This window comes from Streptomyces sp. NPDC101227, assembly GCF_044767545.1.
In the GTDB taxonomy this organism is placed as follows: Bacteria; Actinomycetota; Actinomycetes; order Streptomycetales; family Streptomycetaceae; genus Streptomyces.
Genome location: NZ_JBIWOD010000014.1, coordinates 151,612 through 175,820, shown reverse-complemented (window position 1 = coordinate 175,820; position 24,209 = coordinate 151,612). Strand labels below are relative to the sequence as shown.

Below are 24,209 nucleotides of genomic sequence, written 5' to 3'. Positions count from 1 at the left end.
TGATGATCCGGGTGGCCGAAGAACGACCATCGGCGGCGGACGGGCAAACACCGGGGGAACGCCGGGCGCTGCGATGAGCGTCTCACCGTGAGGTGGGCCACGCGGCACGCTGGGTGACTCGCGTAGTCTGACGACTCAACTCGCCCGTGCCGCCGGTTTCCCCGGGGCGTTTTCGCGCCCTGATCCACGGCCGCGAGAGCATGACAGGAGGAACTGCATGTCCGGGACGACCGCGTCCGGCAGTGGACGGACGGCTGGTGTTACCCGGCTTACACGCGCTGGCGCGAACCGCTGGACCGTGCTGATCGTGCTCTGCGTCAGCCTGCTCTTCGTCGCGCTGGACACCACGATCCTGTACGTGGCGGTGCCCTCCGTGACGGAGGACCTGCGGCCGGGCCCGGTGGAGCTCCTGTGGATCGTCGATGTCTATCCGCTGATAGCGGCGTCCCTGCTGATCCTCTTCGGCACGCTCGGCGACCGCGTCGGCCGCCGGCGCATCCTCCTCCTCGGCTACGGGCTCTTCGGCGTGGCCTCCGCCGCCGCGGCGCTGGCGCCCAACCCGCAGATCCTGATGGCGGCCCGCGCGCTGCTCGGCATCGGCGGCGCGATGATCATGCCCGCGACGCTGTCGATCCTGCGCCAGGTCTTCCCCGACCGGCGCGAACGCGCGGTCGCCATCGGAGTGTGGAGCGCGGTGGCCGCGGTCGGCGCCGCCGTCGGCCCGGTCCTGGGCGGCTTCCTCGTCGAGAACTTCTGGTGGGGCTCGGTCTTCCTCATCAACATCCCGATGATGGCCGCGATGCTGCTGATAGGGCGCTGGCTGCTGCCGGAGTCGCGGGGTGAGCGCAACGGCCCCTGGGACGTGGTCGGCGCGGTCATCGCGGCCTTCGGCGTGCTGGGCATCGTCCTCGGCGTCAAGCGCATCGGCGGCGGCACGGCCGTCCTGAGCGCGACCACGCTCGGCCCGATCCTCGTCGGCGCCCTGCTGCTGATCCTCTTCGTCCGCCGCCAGCACCGCCGCGAGCATCCGCTGATCGACATGCGGCTCTTCGCCCGCCCCGCCTTCGGCACCTCCGTCGGCTGCATCGTGCTGGCCATGCTCGCCCTGGTGGGCCTCCAGCTGATCGCCGTCCAGTACCTCCAGCTCGTGCTCGGGCTGACGCCCCTGGAGACCGGCGTACGGATGCTGCCGCTGGTGTTCTCCGCCATGGCCGCCGGACTCACCGGCTCGAAGATGCTGCAGGCGCTGGGCCCGCGGGCCATGGTCTCGCTCGGCTTCACCCTGACCGCCGTCGCGGTGCTGTGTCTGACGATGATGAGCGACCACGACCGCCCCTGGCTGCTATCCCTCGGCTTCGTCCTGCTCGGCTTCGGCTTCCAGTCCACGCTGTTCGGCGCCTACGAGTCGATGCTCAGCGAGGCGCCCGCCGAGCAGTCGGGCGGCGCCGCGGCCCTGGGGGAGACCTCCTACCAGCTCGGCGCGGGCATCGGCGTCGCCCTGCTCGGCAGCGTCATGAACGCCGCCTACGCGCCCGGCCTCGGCCATGTCGACGGCGTGCCCGCCCGTGCCTCCGCCGCGGCGTCGCATTCGCTCGGCGAGGCGTACAAGGTGGCCGCGGGCCTCGGCCACTCCGCCAGGTCCGCGCTGCGCGAGGCCGCCCGCGACTCCTTCGTCCACGGGCTGCATGTCACCCTCGTCGCCAGCGCCGTACTGCTGCTGGTCGGCGCCGGGATCGCGCTGCGGCTGCCCCGCCGGGCCGCGGAATCCACCGAGCGCGCCGAGGGCGAGGCCGCCGCGGGCGAGCAGGCGACGGGCCCCGGCTGCGACAGCGCACCGGCTCCCGCCGGCTCCACCGGCTGACCGCCCCGGCGACTCCTTCGCCCCGCCCCCCGCCGCACGGCGCCGACCCTTGCTGGGCGGCGCCGTGGGCCGTACCGTCGGACAGGCAATAACTACCACTGCTAGTTTTACGCGCGAGCGCTGAACCTGCCGGAGGCCCCGCATGTCCGCACCGCTGTCCTCGAAGCTCCCGCCGTTCGACCCCGCCGACCCGCTGGGCATCGACGACCTGCTCACCGACGAGGACCGCGCCGTCCGCGGCACCGTCCGCCAGTGGGCGGCCGACCGCGTCCTGCCCCATATCGCCGACTGGTACGAGCGCGGCGAACTGCCCGGCATCCGAGACCTCGCCCGCGAACTGGGCTCCCTCGGCGCACTGGGCATGTCCCTGACCGGCTACGGCTGCGCGGGCGCCTCCGCGGTCCAGTACGGCCTGGCCTGCCTGGAACTGGAGGCCGCCGACTCCGGCATCCGCTCGCTGGTCTCCGTCCAGGGCTCGCTCGCCATGTACGCGATCTGGCGCTTCGGGTCCGAGGAGCAGAAGCGGCAGTGGCTGCCGCGGATGGCGGCCGGCGAGGTCATCGGCTGCTTCGGCCTGACCGAGCCCGACCATGGCTCGGACCCGGCGAGCATGCGGACGTACGCCAAGAAGGACGGCGGCGACTGGGTGCTCAACGGGCGCAAGATGTGGATCACCAATGGCTCGGTGGCCGGGGTCGCCGTGGTCTGGGCCCAGACCGACGACGGCATCCGCGGGTTCGCCGTCCCCACCGACACCCCCGGCTTCTCGGCGCCCGAGATCACGCACAAGTGGTCCCTGCGTGCCTCGGTCACCAGCGAGCTCGTCATGGACGACGTACGGCTGCCGGCCGATGCCGTACTGCCGGAAGCCCAGGGCCTCGGCGGCCCGCTGCGCTGCCTCAGCCACGCCCGCTACGGGATCGTCTGGGGCTCGATGGGCGCCGCGCGCGCCTGTTTCGAGGCGGCGCTCGACTACTCCCGCACCCGCGAGCAGTTCGGCAAGCCCATCGGCGGCTTCCAGCTCACCCAGGCCAAGCTGGCCGATATGGCGGTGGAGCTGCACAAGGGGATTCTGCTGGCCCATCACCTCGGGCTGCGGATGGACGCGGGGCGGCTGCGCCCCGAGCAGATCAGCTTCGGCAAGCTCAACAACGTCCGCGAGGCCATCGAGATCTGCCGCACCGCCCGGACGATCCTGGGCGCCAACGGGATCTCGCTGGAGTACCCCGTGATGCGGCATGCGACCAATCTCGAATCGGTGCTGACCTACGAGGGCACCGTCGAAATGCATCAGCTGGTGCTGGGCAAGGCGCTCACCGGGCTGGACGCCTTCCGGTAGGCGGCCCGGGTTCCCCTGGGGGCCGTCGAACGCATCCCCTAAGGGACGCGAGCGCCCCCTGCGGGGCCACAACGCGGCGGGGCCGGGGCTTGTTCCCGGCCCCGGCCCCCGAGTTCCCCGGACTCCGAGTTCCCCGGACGTCGAGTCCGCCGCCACCGAGTCCGCCGCCACCGAGTCCGCAGACCTCAAGTCCTCCGGCCTCAAGTCCGCGGCGTCGCAAGCCCAGGCGTCACAGGTCCCCGGGCCGGGAGCGCGGCCCCGGGAGCGCGGACCCCCGGCCGGAACACCACCACCGCGCTCAGCTCTGGTTGCCGCACGTCCGGGGAGCGACCCCCGGACCCCCGGCCCCGGAACACCCACCGGCCGGAATGCCCGCCACCGGATCACCTCCGGCGGACCGTCGGCCGGTAACACCACCACCCGCTCAGCTCTGGTTGAAGAACCCCCCGTTGCGGTGCCCCTCCTGCCCCCCGCTGACCACCTTGTAGTCGGGCGGGGTGAGCAGGAACACCCGGGTGGCCACCCGGTCGATCGAGCCGCGCAGGCCGAAGATCAGGCCGGCCGCGAAGTCCACCACGCGCTTGGCGTCGCCGGGGTCCATGGCCGTCAGGTTGACGATCACCGGGACGCCGGAGCGGAAGAGCTCGCCGATGCCGCGGGCGTCGCCGAAGCCTTCCGGGGTGACGGTGGCGATACGGGTGCCCTGGTCGTGCGCGGTCCGGTCGGCCACCTGGACCCGGGGGTCGGTCACCCAGGAGTCGCCGGCCGGGGCGGCGGACCCAGGTCCCTCGGCGTAGTCGTCGTCGTAGTAGCGCTCGTCATCGTTGTCGTCGACGAGGCCAAGCCAGGCACTCGCCTTGCGCACCGATCCCATTGACGCCTCCTCTCACCCGCGGTGGTGTTCCGTCTTTCCGTGTTCCGCCCCCTATCGTCGTGCATGATGCGGAGGGTGTGCCAAGTGGATAGCCGCCGCACGGGGGGTTCGTGACACATCTGGTGCAAAGAGGGTGGCGTGTCGTCAGTTCCCGCGCCCCGAAAAGGAACTGACAGTGCGATGGACATCACGGTCGGTACGGACCGGTGATGTCGACAAGTGGTCACAAGAACGCGAATCCAACCCTGGAGTCGGTTCTGGCATAGGACCAGGGCAGATGTCGACGAGGCCGAGGCGCGCCCGGGATATAGGCCGATCATCGGGTGACTGGCCCACTGGAGGGTCGTTGACACGGATGCAGATCGACTTCTGCATCCCGAAAGATCCCCTCCGAAAGATCAGGACGTGGAAACTCAGACCACGGAAGCCAGGTCCCAGCGCTTCCGAACGGCGTTCACGGCCACCGTCGTGGCGCCCCGCACCATCCGCGCCAAGCTCATCCGCATCCTCGCCGTGTCCCTGGTGATCCTCCTGGCGCTGCTGGGCTTCTCCGCGGCCCGGCAGGTGGGCGACTACGACAACGCCGGCACCACCGCCGAGGACGCCCATCTCTCCGAGGCCCTCCAGGGCTTCATCCATGAACATCAGAAGGAACGCGGCCTGACCACTGGTTATGTCGGCGGCATCCGGGAGTTCCGCGGCCGCATGCACGCCCAGCGGGAGCTCACCGACGCCGCGCGCAAGAAGGTGGACCGCGAGCTGGCGGGCCGTCAGGACAGGGCCGCCGACGCCGTACGCGGCGCCCTGGTGCGGGTCAATGCCCTCCAGGGCATCCGCGCCGCCGCCGACAACGGCTCCGGCGAGGTCACCCGGACGTACGACTACTACACCGACACCAATGTCGCCCTGAACCGCCTCGGCCTGGGCCTCGTCGAGGTCCGCGACGGCGCCCTGCGCTCCGACTACCAGGCCCTCCAAGTCCTGGGCAGCGCAAAGGAGTTCCTCGGCCAGGAGCGCGCCGTCGTGCTCGGTTCGCTGCACGCCGGACGGTTCCACGGCGACGACTACACCCGCTTCATGACCGCCCGGTCCGGACGGCTCTCCGCCCTGGACGCCTACCCCCAGTGGGCCGACGCCCGGCAGCGACGCGAGCTCGAGGGCGCGCTGACGACCCCGGCCGCCCAGCAGGTCTTCGGATACGAGAAGGACATCGTGGCCGGCCGCGGCCGGCTGCCCCGCGCCGGCGAGGTGCCGCCGACCGCCTGGTACGACTCGGCGACCGCCACCCTCAACGGGCTGCGCACCGTCCAGAGCGCCCTGGGCAAGGACATCAAGGACCGTGCGCACGTCCTCCAGGACGACGCCACCCGCACCCTGGTGCTCTTCGGACTGTTGGCCCTCGGCTCGGTACTGGCCCTCGGCGGGCTCGCCGTCGGCGCCGCCCGCTCGGTCTCCGGACCGCTGGGCGCCCTCACCCGGCAGGCCCGCGACGCGGCCACCACCCGGCTGCCCGCCGCCGTCGCCCGGGTCCAGGCCGAGTCCGGCCGGCCCGCACCGCTCGGCCCGCTCGCCGTCCCGCGCGGCGCCGGCACCGAGGTCCGGATGATGGCCGACGCCTTCGACCAGATGCAGAAGGTGGCCTACGACCTGGCCACCGAGCAGGCCGTACTGCGCCGCAACGCCACCGAGTCGCTGGTCAACCTCGGCCGTCGCAACCAGAACCTGGTACGTCGTCAGATCAGCTTCATCAACAAGCTGGAGCACGAGGACGCCGACCCCGCCACCCTCGCCAACCTCTTCGAGCTGGACCACCTCGCCACCCGGATGCGCCGTAACGCCGAGAGCCTGCTGGTCCTCGCCGGCGAGGCGAGCCCGCGCACCTGGGCCACCCCGCTGTCCGTCACCGATGTCATCCGCGCGGCGCTCTCCGAGGTCGAGGAGTACCGCCGGGTCAAGCTGCGCCGGGTCGATGCCGGGTTCGTCAGCGGCACGGTCGTCTCCGAGATCGCCCATCTGCTCGCCGAGCTGGTCGAGAACGCGCTGAGCTTCTCGTCGCCGGACACCGAGGTGGAGATCGAGGGCCGCCGCACCAGCGCGGGCTATCTCGTCGCGATCGTCGACCACGGCACCGGCATGGGCACCCAGGCGATGGCCGAGGCCAATGTCCGGCTCTCCGGCAGCGCCAGCTTCATGGCCGAACCCACCCGGTTCCTGGGCCACTTCGTCGTCGGCGCGCTGGCCCGTAAATGCGGCATCGAGGTACGGCTCGGCGAGGCGCCGGCCGCCGGCACCGTCGCCCGGGTGCTCATCCCCGCCACCCTCCTCGCGGACTCGGCCGCGGCACCGGCCGTACCCCAGGCGCCGGACGTACGGAAGAAGCCGGCCGCAGGAGAGAAGGGCGCAGGGGACAAGGGCGCAGGGGACAAGGAGGCAGGGAAGAAGGGCGCAGGAGAGAAGGGGGAGCCCGTGGTGCCGGACGAGGCGGCCGGGAAGGCCGAGGGCGCCGGTGAGGCGGGGAAGGGGGAGAGGGCCGGGGCTACCGGGCCGGGATCCGGATCCGGGAGCACCGGGTCCGCCGAGGCGCCGCCCCGCCCCCGTACGGCCACCGGCGCCGAGCCGGGTGCGCCCGCCGGACCGCGCGGCTCCTCCGCCGCGCGTACCCGCAACGGTCTGGTCAAGCGCGCCAGGCGCAGCTCCATCCAGTCCGCGGTGAACGAGGCCGGGCCGCCGCGCTGGCAGCAGGAGGCCGCCCCGACGCCGGACCGCAGCCCCGACGAGGTGTCCGGGATGCTCGCCACGCTCCGCAGCGCCCATATGCGCGGCGGGATCAGCGTGGAGATGGAGAAGGAGAGGGAGAAGGAGAAGGAGCGGGAAAAGGCGGGGGAGAAGGCGCGGGAGAAGGAGAAGGGGCAGGCCGGGGAGCCGGGCCGGGACCGGCAGCCGGAGCGGGCGGCGGGGGCCGCACAGAAGGGTGAGCAGAAGTGAGCGTCGATCTCCACAACGATTCCCAGACCTTCAACTGGCTGCTGGCCAGCTTCGTCCGCAAGACGGACGGGGTGCGCGACGCCGTGGCGGTCTCGTCGGACGGCCTGCTGATCGCGGTGTCGGAGGGCCTGGGCCGTACCGACGCCGACCATCTGGCGGCCGTGGTCTCCGGGCTCTCGAGCCTGGCGCGCAGCGCCTCGCGCCGTTACGAGTTCGACGGCGTGAAGCTCATCATGATCGAGATGGGCCGCGGCTTTCTGCTGGTCTCCGCGATCCGGGACGGCAGCTGCCTGGGCGTCCTCGCCGACAGCACCGGCGAACTGGGCCTGGTCGGCTATGAGATGGCGGTGCTCGCCGAGCGGGCCGGGGATCTGCTCAACCCGGCGCTGATCGCGGACCTGCGGCAGGTTCTGCCGCGATGAGCGAAGAAGCCGATGAGGACGCGCTGTTCGTCCGGCCGTTCATCATGACCGGCGGCCGGGCGGAGCCGATGCACGACGGACTGCGCCTGGAGACGCTGGTGGTGGCGGTGCCCGACGCACCGCTCGCCTCGCTGGAGTTCGAGCGCCGCCGGATCGTCACGCTGTGCGCGCAGCCGACGATGGTCGCCGAGGTCGCGGAGGGGATCGGGGTGCCGCTGGGCGTGGCCAAGGTCCTCATTGCCGACCTCGTCGTCGGCGGACTGCTGGTGTGCCAACAACCCACGGAGCTGCCGCTCCATGTCCTGGAGAGGATCAGGGACCATGTCCGGGCGCTCTGACAAAGCCGCACCGCTCGCCGTGAAGATCGTGATCAGCGGCGGTCTCGGCGTCGGCAAGACCACGTTCATCGGCGCGATCTCGGAGATCGAACCGCTGGACACCGAGGCCGCCATCACCCAGGTCTCCATCGGGGTGGACTCGCTGGTGGGCGTGGAGAACAAGACCACCACGACCGTCGCGCTGGACTTCGGCCGGATCACCCTCGACCCGACGATCGTGCTCTACCTCTTCGGTACGCCGGGCCAGGACCGCTTCTCGTTCCTGTGGGACGACCTGGTCGAGGGCGGGCTGGGGGCCATCGTGCTGGTCGACACCCGGCGGATCGAGGACTCCTTCCCGGCGCTGGACTACTTCGAGGAGCGCGCCACGCCGTTCGTACTGGCCGTCAACCGCTTCGACGGGGCCCAGCACTTCGAGCTGGCGGAGGTGCGCGAGGCGCTGGGGATCGAGGCCGGGGTGCCGGCGATCGCCTGCGACGCCCGCGACCGCTCCTCGGTGCGGGACGTGCTGGCCGCTCTGATGGACCAGGTCGTACGGCGGCACACGGCCGGCGGCCCGGTGCGGGCGAAGGCGGGGGCGCCGGCCCGGTGACGGTTCGGGGCGGGCGGGCCGGGCCGGGCCGGAAGGCGCCGCCCGCCCGCCCCGGGCTCATGTGATCTCCGGCGGACTGATCCGCGACTCCTTGATCGCCGACGCGCCGGTGCCCCACTTCTTCAGGATCCGGCCGTAACTCCCGTCCTTCTTCAGCCGGTTGACGGCCGCCCGGACGGCGGGCGCCAGCGGCGTCCCCTTCTTGAACGCGAAGCCGACGTCCAGCCGCTTGTACTCATTGAGGAACCGCAGGCCCGGCTGTTGCTTCACCGCGTAGCGCAGCCCGTTGATGGTGCTCATCACCACATCCGTACGGCCCTGTTGCAACGAGATCCACAGCGCTCCCGACTCGGCGTACGTCTTCACGTCGTACGGCTTCCTGCCCGCCTCCTGGCACAGGTGTCGACTCTCCTCCAGCGTCGCCTCGAAGGTGGTGCCGGCGCCGGTGGCGACCGTCAGCCCGCACAGCCGCTTCAGTGAGGTCACTTCCTTCAGCGGGCTGTCCGTGCGGACCGCGAAGCCCTGGCCGTCATTGATGTAGGTGACGAAGTCGATGGTCCTGCGGCGCTCGTCGGTGACGCCGAAGTTGCCGGTGCCCAGGTCGTACTTGCCGCTGCCGAGGGCCGGCAGGATCGCCTCGAAGCTCGCCACCTCCCGCCGGAGCCGGATGCCGAGGACCTTGGCGACGGCGTCGGCGAAGTCGACGTCCTGGCCCACCAGGGTCTTGCCGTCGGCCAGATACGTGGTGCCGGGCGGGGCGCCGACGCTGGTGGCGAGGGTGAGGGTGCCGCGCTTGCGGACGTCGGCGGGCAGCAGCGCGGCCGCGGCAGGGTCCTTCTTGATGCCCGAGACCACGTCCGTGGTGGGGATCTCGGCGGCCGCCGGTCCCGCCGTGCCGCCGGCCGGCGGTCCGCCCGAGCCGCAGGCGGTGAGCGCCAGGACCGCGGTGGCCAGGAGGGCGGTGGCGCGCAGGGCGGTGGTGCGGGGCGTGGTGGTGGTCATGGGCGCGGGTTCTCCAGATGCGCTGGGTGTTCCGAGTACGTCAGCCGCTTGGTGAACGCCAGCGGGCCGATGGACTCCGGGTCGGCGGCCAGGTCGAACAGCGGGCGGTAACCCGCGGCCAGATACAGGGCCTTGGCCTCCGGCTGTCGGGGGCCGGTCGTCAGACAGACACGGGTGTAGCCGCGGTCGGCGGCCTCCCGTTCCAGGGTCTGGAGCACCCGCAGGCCCAGGCCGCGCCGACGGTGCGCGGAGTGCGTCCAGATCCGCTTGAGCTCGGCGGTGGCCGCGTCGTGGCGCCGGTAGGCGCCGCCGGCGACCGGCTCGCCGTCCTCCAGGAGCAGCACGAACGCGCCGCGCGGCGGGGCGAACTCCGCGGCCGGATACTCCAGGGCGAGGTCGACGGGCCGTTCGTAGCGGGTGCGGTACTCGTGGGTGAGTTCCTCCAGCAGGGGGCGGGCGAGCGGGTCGGTGACGGTGGTGTGCAGCACCGTCGGGTGGTTCGCCGGCCGGGTCGCCGGCGACGGCCGGGGTGCGGGGGTCACCGGGCGCCCTCCGTGGCGAGTGGCGGCACCGCGGGAGAGGAGGTGCCAGGACGGCGCGTCCGGACATTGTCGATCAAGGTCATGACGCCGAAGCGCATACCGCGCCCTTCTCTGAGCGGGGGGAATCCGCGCGGGCGGTACCCGAGAGGGGGACCCGAGCGGGAAAGGGGAAAGGCAGAGGTGACAGGCGAGGGGAGGGTGTGCGTCGCACGGCGGCGCACGGTGTGAAGGCGCGGTGACAGGAGGAAAAACCGCGAAACGGCCCGGCCTCAGGGGCGGCGGGCTTCAGGGCAGGGCGTCAGCTCAACAGGACGACGACCACACTCGACCGAAGTCGATGTGGTCGCGGGTGACCAGCCGCTGCCATGAGTACATGGGCCTAAGTGGAACAGGCATCCGTTTCCGCGTCAACCGTGTGCCGGTGCCCCGCTCACAGTGTGGACGGCCTTGACAACCAGGCGTGTTGACCCCATAGCCTCAAGAGCCGGTTCGTGCTGAGGGGCGCGGTCCGACGGCGTTCCGCGGAACGCGCTCCGCCTGTGTGAAGGCGCTCAACTCCCGTGTCAGTTCACTGAATCCACGGAGCCTTCGCATGTCCTTGGCAGACTCAGCCTCCGACACCCTCGCCGAGCCGGCCCCGGCCCAGCCCCCGGCCCCCACCCCACCAGGCCGTACGGACCCCGCCGGGGCGCCGCGCATCGTGCCCCGCCGCCGCACCGGCCAGTGGACCGCGGCCGCCGCCGTCCTCGTCCTGCTCGCCCTCGCGGCCCTCTCCGTGATCCGCAACGACGCCTTCCAATGGGACGTCGTCGCCGACTACTTCCTGACCACCGCGGTACTGCGCGGCCTGGGCCTGACCCTCTGGATGACCGCGCTCGTCATGGCGCTGGGATTCGCGCTGGGCACCGTGCTCGCCACCATGCGGCTGTCCGCCAACCCTGTGCTGCGCGGCGTCAGCTGGGGCTATGTGTGGCTCTTCCGGTCGATGCCGATCCTGGTGCAGCTGCTGTTCTGGTTCAACATCGGGGCGCTGTACCCGACGGTCCTCGGCATCAAGACCGTCAATCTGCTCAGCCCGGTCGCCATCGCCGTCATCGGCCTGACCCTGCACGAGGCCGCCTACGCCGCCGAGGTCGTCCGCGCCGGCATCCTCTCCGTCGACAAGGGCCAGCTGGAGGCGGCCCAGTCGCTGGGCCTGGGCGCCTGGCAGCGGCTGCGGCGGATCGTGCTGCCGCAGGCGATGCGCGCGATCGTCCCGCCGGCCGGAAACATGCTGATCGGCGCCCTCAAGGGCACCTCCATCGTCAGCGTCATCGCCGTCCAGGACCTGCTCTACTCGGTCCAGCTCGTCTACCACCGCACCTACCAGGTCATCCCGCTGCTGCTGGTCGCCACCCTCTGGTACATCGCCGTCACCTCGGTCCTCGGCATCGGCCAGCACTACCTCGAGCGGCACTACGCCCGCGGGACGGCAGATGCCCGGTGAGCCCCGCCGCGCGCCCGTCCGTGGTGATCGTCGGCGCCGGGCCGCGGGGCACCGGACTGCTCGAACGGATGGCCGCCAACGCCCCCGAGCTCTACGCCGGCCGGCCCCTCGACCTGCACCTCGTCGACCCGTACCCGCCCGGCGGCGGCCGCGTCTGGCGGCACGACCAGTCCCCGCTGCTGTGGATGAACTCCACCGCGGAGGACGTCACCATGTTCACCGACGCGAGCGTGGAACAGGCGGGCCCGGTGCGGCCCGGCCCCTCGCTCGCGCAGTGGGCCGAGGCGGTACGGACCGGCGAGATCCGCCTCCGGCCCGAGGCCGGCGGCGCTCCCGCCGCACCCGGCCTCGCCGACGCCATCGCCGCCCTGGGACCGCGGGACTTCCCCGGCCGGCGGCTGGGGAGCGCGTATCTGGCCTGGGTGTACGAGCGGTCGGTGGCCGCGCTGCCGCCGGGCATCGCCGTACACGAGCACCGCGGAACGGCCGTGCGGGTCACCGGGCCGCGCGACGGCCGCCAGGAGGTATGGCTACGCGGCCGCCCGACGCCGCTCGCCGCCGACCTGGTGGTACTGGCCCAGGGGCATCTGGAATCCGAACTCCCGCAGGAGCAGCGGGAGTTGGGTGACTTCGCGGCGCGTCACGGCCTGACGTACCTGCCGCCCGCCTTCACCGCCGACGCCGATCTGAGCGCGCTGCGCCCCGGTGAACCCGTCATCGTCCGCGGCTTCGGGCTGGCCTTCATCGACCTGATGGTGCTGCTGACCGAGGGCCGCGGCGGCACCTACGCGCACGCCGCCGACGGGGCGCTGACCTACCGGCCGTCGGGGCGCGAACCGGTCCTGCACGTCGGCTCGCGCCGCGGCGTCCCGTACCACTCCAAGATCGGCTACGAGCTCGACGGCGAACGGCCGCCGGTGCCGCGCTTCTTCGGGCCGGAACAGGTCGACGCGCTGCTCGCCCGGCCCGGAGAGCTGGACTTCGGGCGCGACGTGTGGCCGCTGATCGACAAGGAACTGGGCTTCGCCCACTACCACCGGCTGTTCGCCGCCCACCCCGGGCGCACCCTGATGAACTGGCCGGACTTCGAGGAGAAGTACGCCGCCGCCGACCCCGGCAGCGCCGCGCTCGGGGCCCTGGTGAGCGCCGCCGTCCCCGACCCCGCCGACCGCCTCGACCTCGACGCCCTCGACCATCCGCTGGCCGGCGTCCGCTACCGGGACGGCGAGGCCCTGCAAGAGGGGCTGCGCGGCTACATCGAGGCCGACCTCGCCCGCCGCCACGATCCCGCGCACAGCCCCGACCTGGCGGTCTTCCTCGCGCTGCTGTCCGTCTACGGTCAGTTGACCCGGATCGGCGACCGCGGCCCCTGGTGGCACGGCTTCTTCAGCTATCTCGCCTCCGGCCCGCCGGGCCCACGGCTGCGGCAGCTGCTCGCGCTCTCCCGCGCCGGGGTGGTGCGCTTCCTCGGCGCCGGCACCACCGTCACCGCCGACGAGCGGCGCGGCGTGTTCCGGGCGAGGGGCGCGAGCGTACCGGGGGCCGCGCTTGAGGCCCGTGCGCTGGTGGAGGCCCGGCTGCCGGAACCGGCCGTCGCGCACAGCCGCGACGCCCTGCTGCGCGCCCTGCACGCCGACGGCGCGGCCGCCGCCCCCTCCGTCGAGCTCCTGACGGGCGGCGGGGACCCCCAGCTGCTGGCCGTGGACCCCGCCGACGGCCGGATCCTGGACCGCTCCGGACACCCGCCGCACCCGCGCCGCTTCGCCCTCGGCCCCCACACCGACGCCCGCTCCGCCGGCGCCTTCGCCCGCCCCCGGACCAACGCACCCGCCTTCCGCCAGAACGACGCCACCGCGCGCGCCCTGCTCACCTTCCTCCGGGACCGGACCGCCCCGCCGCTCCCCGTCCCCGCGCCCGCACCCACCCCCGAGGACTCCCATGCCGCTGACCAGTGATCCCCCCATCGAACGCACCGCGACCGGACCACCGGAGGCGGACCGCCCCGCGGCCCCCGAGGTCGTCCCCGTACGTCACCCCTGGCGCTGGGCCGCCGTCGCCGTCACCGCCGTACTGATCGTCCAGTTCCTGCACGGTCTGATCACCAATCCCGCCTGGGAATGGGGCGTCTTCGCCCAGTTCTTCGCTGCGGACACGGTGCTCAAGGCGGTCTGGACCACCCTCCAGCTCACCGTCTACGGCACCGCCCTGGGCTTCGCCCTCGGGATCGTGCTGGCCTTCATGCGGCTGTCCGCCAGCCCCTTTCTGCGCTGGGTCGCCTTCGGATACATCTGGGCGTTCCGCTCCATCCCGCTCATCGTCCAGCTGCTGTTCTGGTTCAACCTCGCCTACCTCTACAAACGCCTGGACTTCGGCATCCCCTTCGGCCCCGGCTTCTTCCACTTCGACACCATGGGCCTGGTCGGCGCGATGGGCGCCGCGGTCCTCGGCCTCGCCCTGCACCAGGCCGCCTACGCCGCCGAGATCGTGCGCGGCGGAGTCCTCTCGGTGGACGGCGGACAGCTGGAGGCGGCCGCCGCCCTGGGCATCCCCCGGCTGCGGCAGCTGCGCCGCATCGTCCTCCCGCAGGCGGCGCGCTCGATCCTGCCGAACGCCACCAACGAGGTCATCTCCCTCTTCAAGGGCACCTCCATCGTCTCCGTCATGGCGATCGGCGAGCTCTTCTACCAGGTCCAGGTGATCTACGGACGCAACGGCAGGGTCGTCCCCCTGCTGATGGTGGCGACCGCCTGGTACGTCCTCCTGACCACCGTGCTCTCCGTCCTCCAGCACTACGTGGAACGCCACTTCGCCAAGGGAGCCACCCGATGAGCACGCACAGCGCCATGGTCGAGGTCCGCTCGGTCCACAAGAGCTTCGGTCCGCTCGAGGTGCTCAAGGGCGTGGACCTGGACGTGCGCGCCGGCGAGGTCATGGTCGTCCTCGGCCCGTCCGGCTCCGGAAAATCCACCCTTCTGCGGTCCATCAACCACCTGGAGAAGGTCGACAGCGGCACGGTCAGCGTCGACGGCTCACTGGTCGGCTACCGCCGCGATGACAGAGCAGCGGCCCGAAGGGCCTCCGGCAAGGGCGGTGGCGGGCGACGGGCGGGCAAGCTCTACGAGCTGCGCGAACGCGAAATCCTCCGGCAGCGCACCCATATCGGCTTCGTCTTCCAGAACTTCCACCTCTTCCCGCATCTGACCGTCCTGGAGAACATCACCGAGGCACCGGTCTCCGCGCTCGGCCGCCCCAAGAAGGACGCGGTGGCGGCCGCCGAGAAGCTGCTGGCACGCGTCGGGCTCGCCGACAAGGCGGGCGCCTACCCCCGCCGGCTCTCCGGCGGCCAGCAGCAGCGCGTCGCCATCGCCCGCGCGCTCGCCCTGGAACCCAAGCTGCTGCTCTTCGACGAGCCGACCTCGGCGCTGGACCCGGAGCTGGTCGGCGAAGTCCTCGACGTCATCAAGGACCTGGCGCGCCAGGGCACCACCATGATCGTCGTCACCCATGAGATCGGCTTCGCCCGCGAGGTCGCCGACACCGTCGTCTTCATGGACGGCGGACGCATCGTCGAACAGGGCCCGCCCGGCCAGGTCCTCGACGCCCCGCGTCATGAGCGCACCAAGTCCTTTCTTTCCAAGGTCCTTTGAGCACCCCGACCCGACCCGACCCGATCCGACCTGACCATGAGGAGTCTCACGGTGAACCGCCGTCGCCCCCTGTCCGTCGTCCTCGCGCTAGCCGCCGGTTCCGTACTGCTCACCGCCTGCGGCAGCGGCGGCGGTGTGGCGGCGGGCCAGAACGCCGTTACCCCCCAAGGCCCCGGACCGAAGATCAATATCGGCCCCGACCAGCACCGCATCCACGGCGTGAAGGACGCGAAGGCCGCCGCCCTGGTACCCGCACGGGTACGCAGGACCGGCGAGCTGCGCATCGGCGTCGGTGCCGAGTCCAGCCCGCCGCTGAGCTTCTACGCCACCGACGACACGACCCTCATCGGCGTCGAGGAGGACCTCGCGACCCTTCTCGCCGACACCCTCGGCCTCAAGCCGCGCTTCGACCCGCTGTCCTGGGAGAACCTCTTCGTCGGCCTGGACAGCGGCAAGCTCGACGCCGTCCTCGCCAACGTCACCGTCACCGAGGAGCGCAAGGAGAAGTACGACTTCGCGACCTACCGGCTCGACCAGCTGGCGATGGAGGCGAGGAAGGGAAGCGGCTGGAAGGTCCGCGGCGCCAAGGACGTCGCGGGCAAAACCATCGCCGTCGGCACCGGCACCAACCAGGAGAAGATTCTGGTCGGCTGGAGCAAGGAGAACGAGAAGGCCGGCCGCGAACCGGCCGACATCAAGTACTACCAGAAGAACTCCGACACCTACCTCGCCCTCCAGTCGGGCCGCATCGACGGCTATTTCGGGCCCAACCCCTCCGCCGCCTACCACGTGAACGCCGCGGGCCGGACGGAGATAGTGGGGACGTTCTCCGGCGGCGGCAACAGCGTCCAGGGCAAGATCGCCGCCACCACGAAGCAGGGCAGCGGGCTGGTCAAGGCCTATGCCGCCGCCCTCCAGAAGGTCATCGACAACGGCCGGTACGGCAAGGTGCTCGCGCGCTGGGGGCTGACCGAAGAGGCCCTGAAAACCTCCGAGATCAATCCGCCCGGCCTGCCCAGGACGACGAACTGACCCCGCGCCGGAAAGGCCCCCTCATGTCCCTGGTCCAAAGCCCCCTCCCTCTTGCCGTCGCGCTGGATGCCCCCGCCCCGCCCCACGGCTCCCACGACGCCGCGCACTACGTCGCCCTCGCCCGCCTGGCCGAGCGGGGCGGCCTCGACTTCCTCACCCTCGGCGACGGTTTCGCCAGGCCCGGTCCGGACGCGCTCGCCGTACTGGCCCGCGTCGCCCCCGCCACCGAACGCATCGGCCTGGTCCCGGCCGTCACCACCACCCACACCGAGCCGTTCCATGTCTCCACGGCCGTGGCCACCCTCGACTGGGTCAGCCACGGCCGGGCCGGCTGGAGCGTCGAGGTCTCCACCACCGAGGCGGAGGCCGCGCTGACCGGCCGCCGTCGGGCCGTACCGCCCGCCGAGGCCTGGCGGGAGGCCGGCGAGGTCGCCGATGTGGCCGCCCGGCTGTGGGACAGCTGGGAGGACGACGCCGAGATCCGCGACCGGGCCGGCGGCCGCTTCATCGACCGCGACAAGCTGCACTACGTCGACTTCGCCGGCACCACCTTCACCGTCCGCGGCCCCTCCATCGTCCCCAGGCCGCCCCAGGGCCGGGCCGTCATCGTCGTCGACGCGACAACGACGGCCGACGGGGCCGACAGGCCGGACGGGGCCGACGGGACGGACGGGGCCGACGAGGCCGACGAGGCCGTGCGGGAGGTGGCCGCGGCGCACGCCGATGTCGCCCTCGTACGGGCCGAGGACCCGGCCACCGCCGGCGCGGCCCGCGCCGCACTGCGCGAGCGGGCCCGCGCGCACGGCCGCGACCCCGCCCGGCTGATCGTGCTGGCCTCGCTGCCCGTCGAGCTGGAATCCTCCGGCGACGCCGCCGGACTCGCCGACCTGATCGGCGACTGGCACGCCGCCGGCGCCGCCGACGGCTTCCATCTGCGCCCCGCCGACCCCGTCCGCGATCTCGCCCGCGTCGTCGACGGCACCGTCCCGCTCCTGCGGGACCGCGGCCTGCTGCGCCGCTCCTACATCGGCACCACGCTGCGCGACCACCTCGGCCTGCCGCGCCCCGCCAGCCGCTACGCCCCCGCCCGAGAGGCCTCGTGATGAGCCCCGCCCGCAGTGCGCAACCCCACAAACAGATCCATCTGGCCGCCCACTTCCCCGGCGTCAACAACACCACCGTCTGGGCGGACAGCCCACCCGCCGGCCCGACCACCCGCACGGCGGGAGGGGCTCCGCCCCACACCTCTCTCGGAAGCCAAATAGCCTTCTCCTCCTTCCAGCACCTCGCCCGCACCGCCGAACGCGGCCTGTTCGACTTCTTCTTCCTGGCCGAGGGGCTGCGGCTGCGCGAGCACAAGGGCCGCATCCACGACCTCGACGTGGTCGGCCGCCCCGAGTCGATCACCGTGCTCGCCGCGCTGGCGGCCGTCACCGAACGCCTGGGCCTGGCCGCCACCGTCAACGCCACCTTCAACGAGCCCTATGAGCTCGCCCGCCGCCTCGCCTCCCTCGACCACCTCAGCGGCGGCCGCGCGGCCTGGAACGTCGTCACCACCTCGGACGCCTTCACCGGCGAGAACTTCCGCCGCGGCGGCTACCTCGACCGCGCCGACCGATACACCCGGGCCGCCGAATTCCTCGCCCTGGCAAGGGAGTTGTGGGATTCCTGGCCGGACGGTGGCCGGCCCCGCCCGCTCGATCACCGCGGCGAGCACTTCACCGTCCGGGGCGAGTTCACCGTCCCGCGCAGCCCCCAGGGCCACCCCGTCGTCATCCAGGCCGGGGACTCGCCCGAGGGCCGGGAGTTCGCCGCCTCCGCCGCCGATGTCATCTTCACCAGGCACAGCGGGATCGAGGCGGGCCGCGCCTTCTACGCCGACGTCAAGGGCCGGCTCGCGGCGTACGGCAGACGGCCCGCCGACCTCAAGATCATGCCGGGCGTCACCTTCGTCCTCGGCGACACCGCGGCCGAGGCCCAGGAACGGGCCGCGGAGATCCGTCGCCTGCAGGTCTCCCCGCAGAACGCCCTCCTCGCCCTGGAACAGATCTGGGGCGTCGACCTGTCCTCGTACGACCCCGATGGGCCGCTGCCCGACATCGACCCGGACCCGGGCGGCGAACTGGCGCAGGGCCGGGTCAAGATCGCCGACCCCAAGGCGATCGCCGACCGGTGGCGGGCCCTCTCGCGCGCCAAGGGCCTGTCGATCCGGGAGACCGTGATCGAGACCACCGGGCGTCAGTCGTTCATCGGGACGCCGGAGGCCGTCGCGGCGGAGATGAACGACTTCGTGCAAACGGATGCGGCCGACGGCTTCATCCTCGTACCGCATCTGACGCCCGGCGGTCTCGACCCGTTCGTCGACCGCGTCGTACCGCTCCTCCAGGAGCGCGGGGTCTTCCGCACGGAATACCGGGGGCACACGCTGCGCTCCCATCTGGGGCTGCCGGAGGCGGCGCGCCCGGCAGGGAAGGACGGACGGCCATGAGCACCACGCACGCACCCGCGCCCCGGGAGTGGCAGGACTGGCGGGAGCGGCGCCTCGCGGCGGTCTCCGCGCCGTACGGGCCGCTCGCGCTGGCCGGCACCCACTGGTTGTCCGACCATCCGGACGGCCGGATCGACGGGCTGCCGGGCATCTGGACCGTGGACGGCGACGAGGTCGTGCTGCGGGCGGCGGACGGCGACCGGCTCGCCGTGGACGGCAGGCCCGTGACCGACGGTCCCCGAGACCCTGGAGGGCGCCCCCATCGCCTCGGGCCCGACCCCGCACCGGAGGCCACCCGCGTCACCCAGGGCGAACGGCATCTGCAGGTGCTGCGCCGCGAGGGCCGGTGGGCGGTACGGGACTTCGACCCCGGCTCCCCGGCCCGCCGGGGCTTCGCCGGTATCGAGGTCCACGACCACCACGAGCGCTGGATACGGCCCGGCCGCTTCCGTCCGTACGGGGAGCGGCGCAGTGTCCGGGTGCCGCACGCCGACGGCGTCCGGCGCGGCCTCGGCCTGGCCGGTGAACTGGCCTTCACCCTGGACGGCGACGCGCACACCCTCCAGGTGGCCGTCGAGGGCGACGGCTCCCTGTGGGCGGTCCTCGCCGACGCCACCAGCGGCACCGACAGCTACCGCTTCCGTTTCCTGCGGACGCCCGCGCCCGCCGCGGACGGCACCGTCACCGTCGACCTCAACCGCACCCTGCTGCCGCCCTGCGCCTTCGCCGACCACTTCCTGTGCCCCTTCCCGCCGCCCGGCAACACCCTCCCGTTCGCGCTGCGGGCCGGTGAACGGAACCGCCGCTCGCGCTGATCCGTCCCATTTCCGACCGAGGGGGTCAGCCCGCCGCCCCGGCAGCCCCGACAAGGCTGCCGGGGCGGCGTGTTGAGTGCGGGGCCCGCCGCCGGGGCGACCGCCGTCCGCCATATTTCCGCGGCCCTCTTGCGCTGTGGGGGCGGTGCGCCCGACACTCCGGACCAGCGCTTGTCAGGGGCACGCTGAAACTTCACTGTGCGGATTCCTGTGTGCCCTTCGGCTGCGCCTCACCGGGCCGCCCACAGGTGGCCCATCCATCCCCCTCGGAGGAATCACGTGAGGAACGAGCGCACCATCCCCCGCAGCGGCGTAGCGAGACGCACCCGGCTGATCGCCGCGGCGTCCGGACTGGTCGCCGTCGGTGCCATCGCCGTCCCGACCGCCGCCAGTGCCCAGAACCCCGCCCCCGCAAAGACGTTCAGCGCCACCCAGCTCTCCGCCGCCGGCAGCGCGGTACGCGCCGCGGATGTCGCCGGTACCGCCTGGTCCGTCGACCCCGCCACCCGCACCGTGGTGGTCACCGCCGACCGCACCGTCTCCCAGGCGGAGATCGCCGGGATCGAGCGCGCCGCGGGCAGCAACGCGGGCGCCCTCCGCATCGAGCGCATCTCGGGCACCCTGCGCAAGTTCATCTCCGGCGGCGACGCCATCTACGCGCCCAGCTGGCGCTGCTCGCTGGGCTTCAACGTCCGCAGCGGCAGCACGTATTACTTCCTGACGGCCGGCCACTGCACCGAGGGCAAGCCGCCCTGGTACACCAGCTCCTCGAACAGCACGAGCATCGGGCCGACCACCGGCACCAGCTTCCCCGGCAACGACTACGGCATCGTGAAGTACACCAACACCTCCCTCGCGCACCCGGGGATGGTCGGCAGCCAGGACATCACCAGCGCCGGCACGCCGACCGTCGGCCAGTCGGTCACCCGCCGCGGCTCCACGACCGGCATCCACAGCGGCACGGTCACCGGCCTGAACGCCACCGTCAACTACGGCGGCGGCGACATCGTCTCCGGACTCATCAAGACCACCGTCTGCGCCGAGCCCGGCGACAGCGGCGGCCCCCTCTACTCCGGGACCAAGGCGCTGGGCCTCACCTCCGGCGGCAGCGGCGACTGCACCTCCGGCGGAACGACGTACTTCCAGCCCGTGACCGAGGCACTGAGCGCGTACGGCGTGAGCGTGTACTGAGCGCCTGAACGGCGAGCCACCGGCCGGCGCCTTCCCGGGCCGGCCGGCCTCCGACGAGGGCCCCCGTCCGCCGGCGGACGGGGGCCCGACCGCGCTCCGGGACCTTTTCGACCACCCGACATACCGGGCATACCATGGCACTGAAGCGCCATCCGGACGGCGGATGAGGGTGCACGAGGGCATGACCGTGGATCACGGTGCATGCCGTACCTGACGTGCACGACGGGGGTTCGGACGCCGGAACGGATGGCGGAGGGCTTACGGCGCACTTCAGGGGGCCGTGATGGTCGCAGAACTGGTGACGGCCGGGGTGGCGCTGGCCTGTACGGGGGCCGTGTATCTCATGGCCGCGGCGCGCGTGGTCAAGCAGTACGAGCGGGGTGTGGTGCTGCGGCTCGGGCGGCTGGCCTCCGAGGTGCGGCAACCGGGATTCACCATGATCGTTCCGGGCATCGACCGGATGCGCAAGGTCAATATGCAGATCATTACGATGCCGGTGCCCGCCCAGGAAGGCATCACCCGCGACAACGTCACGGTCCGGGTCGACGCGGTGGTCTACTTCAAGGTCGTCGACGCCGCCGACGCGGTCATCCGGGTCGAGGACTACCGCTTCGCCGTCTCGCAGATGGCGCAGACCTCGCTGCGTTCGATCATCGGCAAGAGCGAACTGGACGATCTGCTCTCCAACCGCGAGAAGCTCAACCAGGGGCTGGAGCTGATGATGGACAGCCCGGCCATCGGCTGGGGAGTGACCGTCGACCGGGTGGAGATCAAGGACGTCTCGCTGCCGGAGACGATGAAGCGGTCGATGGCCCGCCAGGCGGAGGCCACCCGCGACCGCCGCGCCCGGGTGATCAACGCCGACGCCGAACTCCAGGCCTCGAAGAAGCTGGCCGAGGCGGCCGCGGCGATGTCCGACCAACCTGCGGCGCTGCAGCTGCGGCTGCTGCAGACGGTGGTGGCGGTCGCCGCCGAGAAGAACTCCACCCTGGTGCTGCCGTTCCCGGTGGAGCTGCTGCGCTTCCTGGAGCGCTCCGGCCTCCAGGCGCAGGCGCAGACCGCGCAGGCCGAGGCGCAGACGGCCCGGGCCGAGGCGGAGCCGGCGGCCCACGCCGAGGGGGCCGCGGACGAGCGGGCCGCGGACGAGGGGGCGGCGGCCGAGCGGGCCGCGGCCGTGGAGCCCGACGGCGTCGCGGATCTGGCGGAGGGTGCGCTGCCCGCGGAGCTGGCGGAGGTGCCGGATCTCCAGGGGGCCGGCGGCGTCGACGCGGCACGGGGCGCCGAGCGCGGATAGCCGGCGGCCGGTGGCGGCCGGAGAGGACCGTATACAAGGAGTGTCGGGCGGACACCGCCGGCAGCGGCTGACGGGCGCCGGCGGGGACCGATTCCGGCCAGGCGCAGTCATGCCGTACCGGTCCGCGCGGATCTTCGCCGGTCTTCGCCAGCCTTCGCCGATCTTCACTGATCCACGCCGGTCCTTACCGATCCCTGCCGATCCGTACCGAGGACGCTCGTACGCGGGAACCGGCGTGACCGCCGCGTGATGACATCGTGAACTCCCGTATGTGAGACCGGAACTCGGTCTTGTGCCCGAGTGAGAGGGATGGGGATACTCGGCCCCGCACGTTGGCATGGACGCGACTCCCCGGAGCGCTGCTGCACGGTGCTGCTACGCCGAGGCGGAACGTTTGTGTCCCGATTCCTCACACTCTCGGGCCCGCGCATCTCCCCACAGAAGCGGGCCCATCCCCCCACGGGAGGCACTGAGTTGAAGCACCGACGCATACCCAAGCGGCGGGCAGTCCTGGCAGGCGCGGGAGCGCTGGCCCTCGCCGCCACGGCCACCGTCACCCTCGCCAACGCCAATGCGGCCCCCGCCCCCGTCACCCCCAAGGTGGCCAGGCTGACCTCCGCCGCGGCGTCCGCCCTGGCGTCCCAGCTCAAGACCGGTACGGCCGGCGCGTACTACGACTCCCAGGCCAAGAAGCTGGTGGTCAACGTCGTCAGCGAGACGGCGGCCAAGGCCGTACGGGCGAAGGGTGCCGAGGCGAGACTCGTCCGGCACACGCTCGCCCAGCTCGACGCGGCCCGGCAGACGCTGAAGTCGAAGGCGACCATCCCCGGCACCGCCTGGGGCGTCGACCCGGTCGGCAACAAGGTCGTGGTGACCGCCGACCGCACGGTCAAGGGCGCCAAGCTGGACCGGCTCACCCAGGTCACCAAGGGCCTCGGCGACAAGGTTGAACTGCGCCACAGCAAGGGAGAGTTCAAGCCCTTCATCGGCGGCGGCGACGCGATCTGGGGCAGCGGCGCCCGTTGCTCGCTCGGCTTCAATGTCGTCAAGGACGGCCAGCCGTACTTCCTGACGGCAGGCCACTGCGGCAACGCCGTCAAGAGCTGGTCCGACCAGCAGGGCGGCTCGGAGATCGCGACCACCGAGGACTCCAAGTTCCCCGGTGACGACTACTCCATCGCCAAGTACACCGGCGACACCGCGCACCCCAGCGAGGTGGACCTCTACAACGGCAGCACCCAGAAGATCACCAAGGCCGCGGACGCCACGGTCGGCGAGAAGGTGCAGCGCAGCGGCAGCACCACCCAGGTCCACGACGGCACGGTCAAGGCGCTGAACGCCAGCGTCAACTACCAGGAGGGCACGGTCGACGGTCTGATCCAGACCGATGTCTGCGCCGAGCCCGGCGACAGTGGCGGCGCCCTCTTCGACGGCGAGTCCGCGCTCGGCCTCACCTCCGGCGGCAGCGGCGACTGCTCCGGCGGCGGCGAGACCTTCTTCCAGCCGGTCCCGGAGGCCCTGCAGGCGGAGGGCGCGGAGATCGGCTGACCGGCGGGGACCGGCCGTCGGTACGGGCGGCGGTACGGGCGGCGGGGCCGGCGGTACCGGCCGGCCCCGGCCGCGCTCGGCGTCCGGGGCCGTGCCGTGCCCTGGGGACGACGAGGTCCCCGGGCACCGCCGTCCGGTGCCCGGGGACCTGGCCTCTTACGGTCAGAAGCGGAACACCGAGCCCTGACCACCGTTCATCGTGCACGAGTTGGCGAAGGTGTAGGTGTACGACACCCGGTGGCCCTGCCAGACACCGTCCGCGGTGACCACGACCGGGTCCCACTCCTTGGTGCACAGCCGCTGCGTCACCTCGCCGGTCACCGCCGTGAAGTCACCGGCCACCGCACGCAGTTGGCTGCAGGCGGCTCTCGGGTCGGGGTGGCTGCCGGTCGCGCGTGGCATACAGCTGAGGGTGACCGCGCGCTCCACCGTGGCCGTCGCGCGGCTCTCGCCCTTGCCGACGGTGAGCACCAGCTCCGTCGGGGCGTACAGTCCGCCGGACCGCACGGGCTGTGCCGGAGCCGTGGCCGCCTGCGCGGTGGTGGCCAGTGTGCCGAGAACCAGCGCCGCGCCGACGGCGACCGCTCCAGAGATGTACCGCATGACGAACACTCCTTTGTTCGAAGGTGCAGATGCCGGTCCGGAGTCTGGCCCCAACCGCGCCTAGGTCGCACCTCGGCCGATCGCTTTGAGTCGATAGATGAAAGCGGTGAGTAATGGCGCGAACGAATGCGGTGGAGTTGTGACAACGGT

General features: G+C 72.2%; 21 protein-coding genes. 17 read left to right on the top strand and 4 right to left on the bottom strand.

Features of this window, described 5'->3' with window-relative positions; all coding sequences use genetic code 11:
* The first annotated feature begins 217 nt into the window (after positions 1 to 217).
* Together ACIRPT_RS28965 and ACIRPT_RS28960 are read left to right on the top strand one after the other, a co-directional pair.
* Positions 218 to 1,861: an MFS transporter gene (locus ACIRPT_RS28965; protein WP_403503941.1), complete on the top strand. Its 1,644-nt coding sequence runs from the start codon at positions 218 to 220 to the stop codon at positions 1,859 to 1,861.
* Positions 1,862 to 2,003: 142 nt separating this feature from the next.
* Positions 2,004 to 3,200: an acyl-CoA dehydrogenase family protein gene (locus ACIRPT_RS28960; protein WP_403832327.1), complete on the top strand. Its 1,197-nt coding sequence runs from the start codon at positions 2,004 to 2,006 to the stop codon at positions 3,198 to 3,200.
* A gap of 424 nt (positions 3,201 to 3,624) precedes the next feature.
* Here ACIRPT_RS28960 and ACIRPT_RS28955 read toward each other — a convergent pair whose 3' ends face one another.
* Complete coding sequence (locus ACIRPT_RS28955) at positions 3,625 to 4,074, bottom strand: cell division protein SepF (RefSeq protein WP_403503946.1); 450 nt, start codon at positions 4,072 to 4,074, stop codon at positions 3,625 to 3,627.
* A gap of 405 nt (positions 4,075 to 4,479) precedes the next feature.
* Between ACIRPT_RS28955 and ACIRPT_RS28950 the strand changes: the two genes are divergently transcribed.
* From ACIRPT_RS28950 to ACIRPT_RS28935, 4 genes are read left to right on the top strand one after another with little or no spacing between them, the layout of a single operon-like run.
* Positions 4,480 to 7,059: a nitrate- and nitrite sensing domain-containing protein gene (locus ACIRPT_RS28950; RefSeq protein ID WP_403832324.1), complete on the top strand. Its 2,580-nt coding sequence runs from the start codon at positions 4,480 to 4,482 to the stop codon at positions 7,057 to 7,059.
* The gene (locus ACIRPT_RS28945; protein WP_393541555.1) at positions 7,056 to 7,481 is read left to right on the top strand and encodes a roadblock/LC7 domain-containing protein; all 426 of its coding nucleotides are present in this window, start codon (positions 7,056 to 7,058) and stop codon (positions 7,479 to 7,481) included. Before ACIRPT_RS28950 ends, ACIRPT_RS28945 begins: the two co-directional genes overlap by 4 nt.
* Entirely contained in the window at positions 7,478 to 7,819 is a 342-nt protein-coding gene (locus ACIRPT_RS28940; RefSeq protein WP_403503951.1) for a DUF742 domain-containing protein, read from the top strand. The genes ACIRPT_RS28945 and ACIRPT_RS28940 overlap by 4 nt, the downstream gene beginning before the upstream one ends.
* Positions 7,803 to 8,411 carry a GTP-binding protein gene (locus ACIRPT_RS28935; RefSeq protein WP_403832322.1) on the top strand — a complete coding sequence of 203 codons (609 nt, stop codon included), beginning with the start codon at positions 7,803 to 7,805 and terminating at the stop codon, positions 8,409 to 8,411. Before ACIRPT_RS28940 ends, ACIRPT_RS28935 begins: the two co-directional genes overlap by 17 nt.
* Before the next feature lie 57 nt (positions 8,412 to 8,468).
* Here ACIRPT_RS28935 and ACIRPT_RS28930 read toward each other — a convergent pair whose 3' ends face one another.
* The gene (locus tag ACIRPT_RS28930; protein WP_403832319.1) at positions 8,469 to 9,413 is read right to left on the bottom strand and encodes an ABC transporter substrate-binding protein; all 945 of its coding nucleotides are present in this window, start codon (positions 9,411 to 9,413) and stop codon (positions 8,469 to 8,471) included.
* Positions 9,410 to 9,955, bottom strand: coding sequence for a GNAT family N-acetyltransferase (locus ACIRPT_RS28925; protein ID WP_403832317.1), 546 nt, complete (start codon positions 9,953 to 9,955; stop codon positions 9,410 to 9,412). The genes ACIRPT_RS28930 and ACIRPT_RS28925 overlap by 4 nt, the downstream gene beginning before the upstream one ends.
* Positions 9,956 to 10,547: 592 nt before the next feature.
* Here ACIRPT_RS28925 and ACIRPT_RS28920 point away from each other — a divergent pair.
* The 11 genes from ACIRPT_RS28920 (at position 10,548) to ACIRPT_RS28870 (ending at position 23,456) form a co-directional block, all read left to right on the top strand.
* On the top strand, positions 10,548 to 11,441 hold the full coding sequence (locus tag ACIRPT_RS28920) for an amino acid ABC transporter permease (RefSeq protein WP_403832314.1): 894 nt from the start codon (positions 10,548 to 10,550) through the stop codon (positions 11,439 to 11,441).
* Positions 11,438 to 13,396 carry an FAD/NAD(P)-binding protein gene (locus ACIRPT_RS28915; protein ID WP_403832311.1) on the top strand — a complete coding sequence of 653 codons (1,959 nt, stop codon included), beginning with the start codon at positions 11,438 to 11,440 and terminating at the stop codon, positions 13,394 to 13,396. The genes ACIRPT_RS28920 and ACIRPT_RS28915 overlap by 4 nt, the downstream gene beginning before the upstream one ends.
* Positions 13,380 to 14,270, top strand: a complete 891-nt coding sequence (locus ACIRPT_RS28910) for an amino acid ABC transporter permease (protein ID WP_403832308.1) — start codon at positions 13,380 to 13,382, stop codon at positions 14,268 to 14,270. The genes ACIRPT_RS28915 and ACIRPT_RS28910 overlap by 17 nt, the downstream gene beginning before the upstream one ends.
* The gene (locus ACIRPT_RS28905) at positions 14,267 to 15,088 is read left to right on the top strand and encodes an amino acid ABC transporter ATP-binding protein (protein WP_403832306.1); all 822 of its coding nucleotides are present in this window, start codon (positions 14,267 to 14,269) and stop codon (positions 15,086 to 15,088) included. The genes ACIRPT_RS28910 and ACIRPT_RS28905 overlap by 4 nt, the downstream gene beginning before the upstream one ends.
* Positions 15,089 to 15,124: 36 nt before the next feature.
* Positions 15,125 to 16,120: an ABC transporter substrate-binding protein gene (locus ACIRPT_RS28900; protein ID WP_403832304.1), complete on the top strand. Its 996-nt coding sequence runs from the start codon at positions 15,125 to 15,127 to the stop codon at positions 16,118 to 16,120.
* A gap of 23 nt (positions 16,121 to 16,143) precedes the next feature.
* A complete protein-coding gene (locus ACIRPT_RS28895; RefSeq protein WP_403832302.1) occupies positions 16,144 to 17,223 on the top strand; it encodes an LLM class flavin-dependent oxidoreductase in 1,080 nt (359 codons plus the stop codon).
* The gene (locus ACIRPT_RS28890) at positions 17,223 to 18,608 is read left to right on the top strand and encodes an NtaA/DmoA family FMN-dependent monooxygenase (protein ID WP_403832300.1); all 1,386 of its coding nucleotides are present in this window, start codon (positions 17,223 to 17,225) and stop codon (positions 18,606 to 18,608) included. Before ACIRPT_RS28895 ends, ACIRPT_RS28890 begins: the two co-directional genes overlap by 1 nt.
* Positions 18,605 to 19,423 carry a DUF1684 domain-containing protein gene (locus tag ACIRPT_RS28885; protein ID WP_403832297.1) on the top strand — a complete coding sequence of 273 codons (819 nt, stop codon included), beginning with the start codon at positions 18,605 to 18,607 and terminating at the stop codon, positions 19,421 to 19,423. The genes ACIRPT_RS28890 and ACIRPT_RS28885 overlap by 4 nt, the downstream gene beginning before the upstream one ends.
* A gap of 279 nt (positions 19,424 to 19,702) precedes the next feature.
* Positions 19,703 to 20,614, top strand: coding sequence for a S1 family peptidase (locus ACIRPT_RS28880; RefSeq protein WP_403832295.1), 912 nt, complete (start codon positions 19,703 to 19,705; stop codon positions 20,612 to 20,614).
* Between the two features lie 283 nt (positions 20,615 to 20,897).
* A complete protein-coding gene (locus ACIRPT_RS28875) occupies positions 20,898 to 21,908 on the top strand; it encodes a slipin family protein (RefSeq protein ID WP_403832293.1) in 1,011 nt (336 codons plus the stop codon).
* A gap of 474 nt (positions 21,909 to 22,382) precedes the next feature.
* Entirely contained in the window at positions 22,383 to 23,456 is a 1,074-nt protein-coding gene (locus ACIRPT_RS28870) for a S1 family peptidase (RefSeq protein WP_403832291.1), read from the top strand.
* 162 nt (positions 23,457 to 23,618) lie between these two features.
* Here the strand turns inward: ACIRPT_RS28870 and ACIRPT_RS28865 are convergent, their stop codons facing one another.
* Positions 23,619 to 24,059 carry a subtilase-type protease inhibitor gene (locus tag ACIRPT_RS28865; RefSeq protein WP_403503991.1) on the bottom strand — a complete coding sequence of 147 codons (441 nt, stop codon included), beginning with the start codon at positions 24,057 to 24,059 and terminating at the stop codon, positions 23,619 to 23,621.
* Between the last annotated feature and the right edge of the window lie 150 nt (positions 24,060 to 24,209).

Coding starts and splice junctions, on each gene's coding strand:
- ACIRPT_RS28940 (WP_403503951.1), top strand. CDS start 7,478: ATGAGCGAAGAAGCCGATGAGGACGCGCTGTTCGTCCGGCCGTTCATC.
- ACIRPT_RS28920 (WP_403832314.1), top strand. CDS start 10,548: ATGTCCTTGGCAGACTCAGCCTCCGACACCCTCGCCGAGCCGGCCCCG.
- ACIRPT_RS28955 (WP_403503946.1), bottom strand. CDS start 4,074: ATGGGATCGGTGCGCAAGGCGAGTGCCTGGCTTGGCCTCGTCGACGAC.
- ACIRPT_RS28905 (WP_403832306.1), top strand. CDS start 14,267: ATGAGCACGCACAGCGCCATGGTCGAGGTCCGCTCGGTCCACAAGAGC.
- ACIRPT_RS28875 (WP_403832293.1), top strand. CDS start 20,898: ATGGTCGCAGAACTGGTGACGGCCGGGGTGGCGCTGGCCTGTACGGGG.
- ACIRPT_RS28890 (WP_403832300.1), top strand. CDS start 17,223: ATGAGCCCCGCCCGCAGTGCGCAACCCCACAAACAGATCCATCTGGCC.
- ACIRPT_RS28895 (WP_403832302.1), top strand. CDS start 16,144: ATGTCCCTGGTCCAAAGCCCCCTCCCTCTTGCCGTCGCGCTGGATGCC.
- ACIRPT_RS28865 (WP_403503991.1), bottom strand. CDS start 24,059: ATGCGGTACATCTCTGGAGCGGTCGCCGTCGGCGCGGCGCTGGTTCTC.
- ACIRPT_RS28935 (WP_403832322.1), top strand. CDS start 7,803: ATGTCCGGGCGCTCTGACAAAGCCGCACCGCTCGCCGTGAAGATCGTG.
- ACIRPT_RS28910 (WP_403832308.1), top strand. CDS start 13,380: ATGCCGCTGACCAGTGATCCCCCCATCGAACGCACCGCGACCGGACCA.
- ACIRPT_RS28900 (WP_403832304.1), top strand. CDS start 15,125: ATGAGGAGTCTCACGGTGAACCGCCGTCGCCCCCTGTCCGTCGTCCTC.
- ACIRPT_RS28930 (WP_403832319.1), bottom strand. CDS start 9,413: ATGACCACCACCACGCCCCGCACCACCGCCCTGCGCGCCACCGCCCTC.
- ACIRPT_RS28965 (WP_403503941.1), top strand. CDS start 218: ATGTCCGGGACGACCGCGTCCGGCAGTGGACGGACGGCTGGTGTTACC.
- ACIRPT_RS28885 (WP_403832297.1), top strand. CDS start 18,605: ATGAGCACCACGCACGCACCCGCGCCCCGGGAGTGGCAGGACTGGCGG.
- ACIRPT_RS28960 (WP_403832327.1), top strand. CDS start 2,004: ATGTCCGCACCGCTGTCCTCGAAGCTCCCGCCGTTCGACCCCGCCGAC.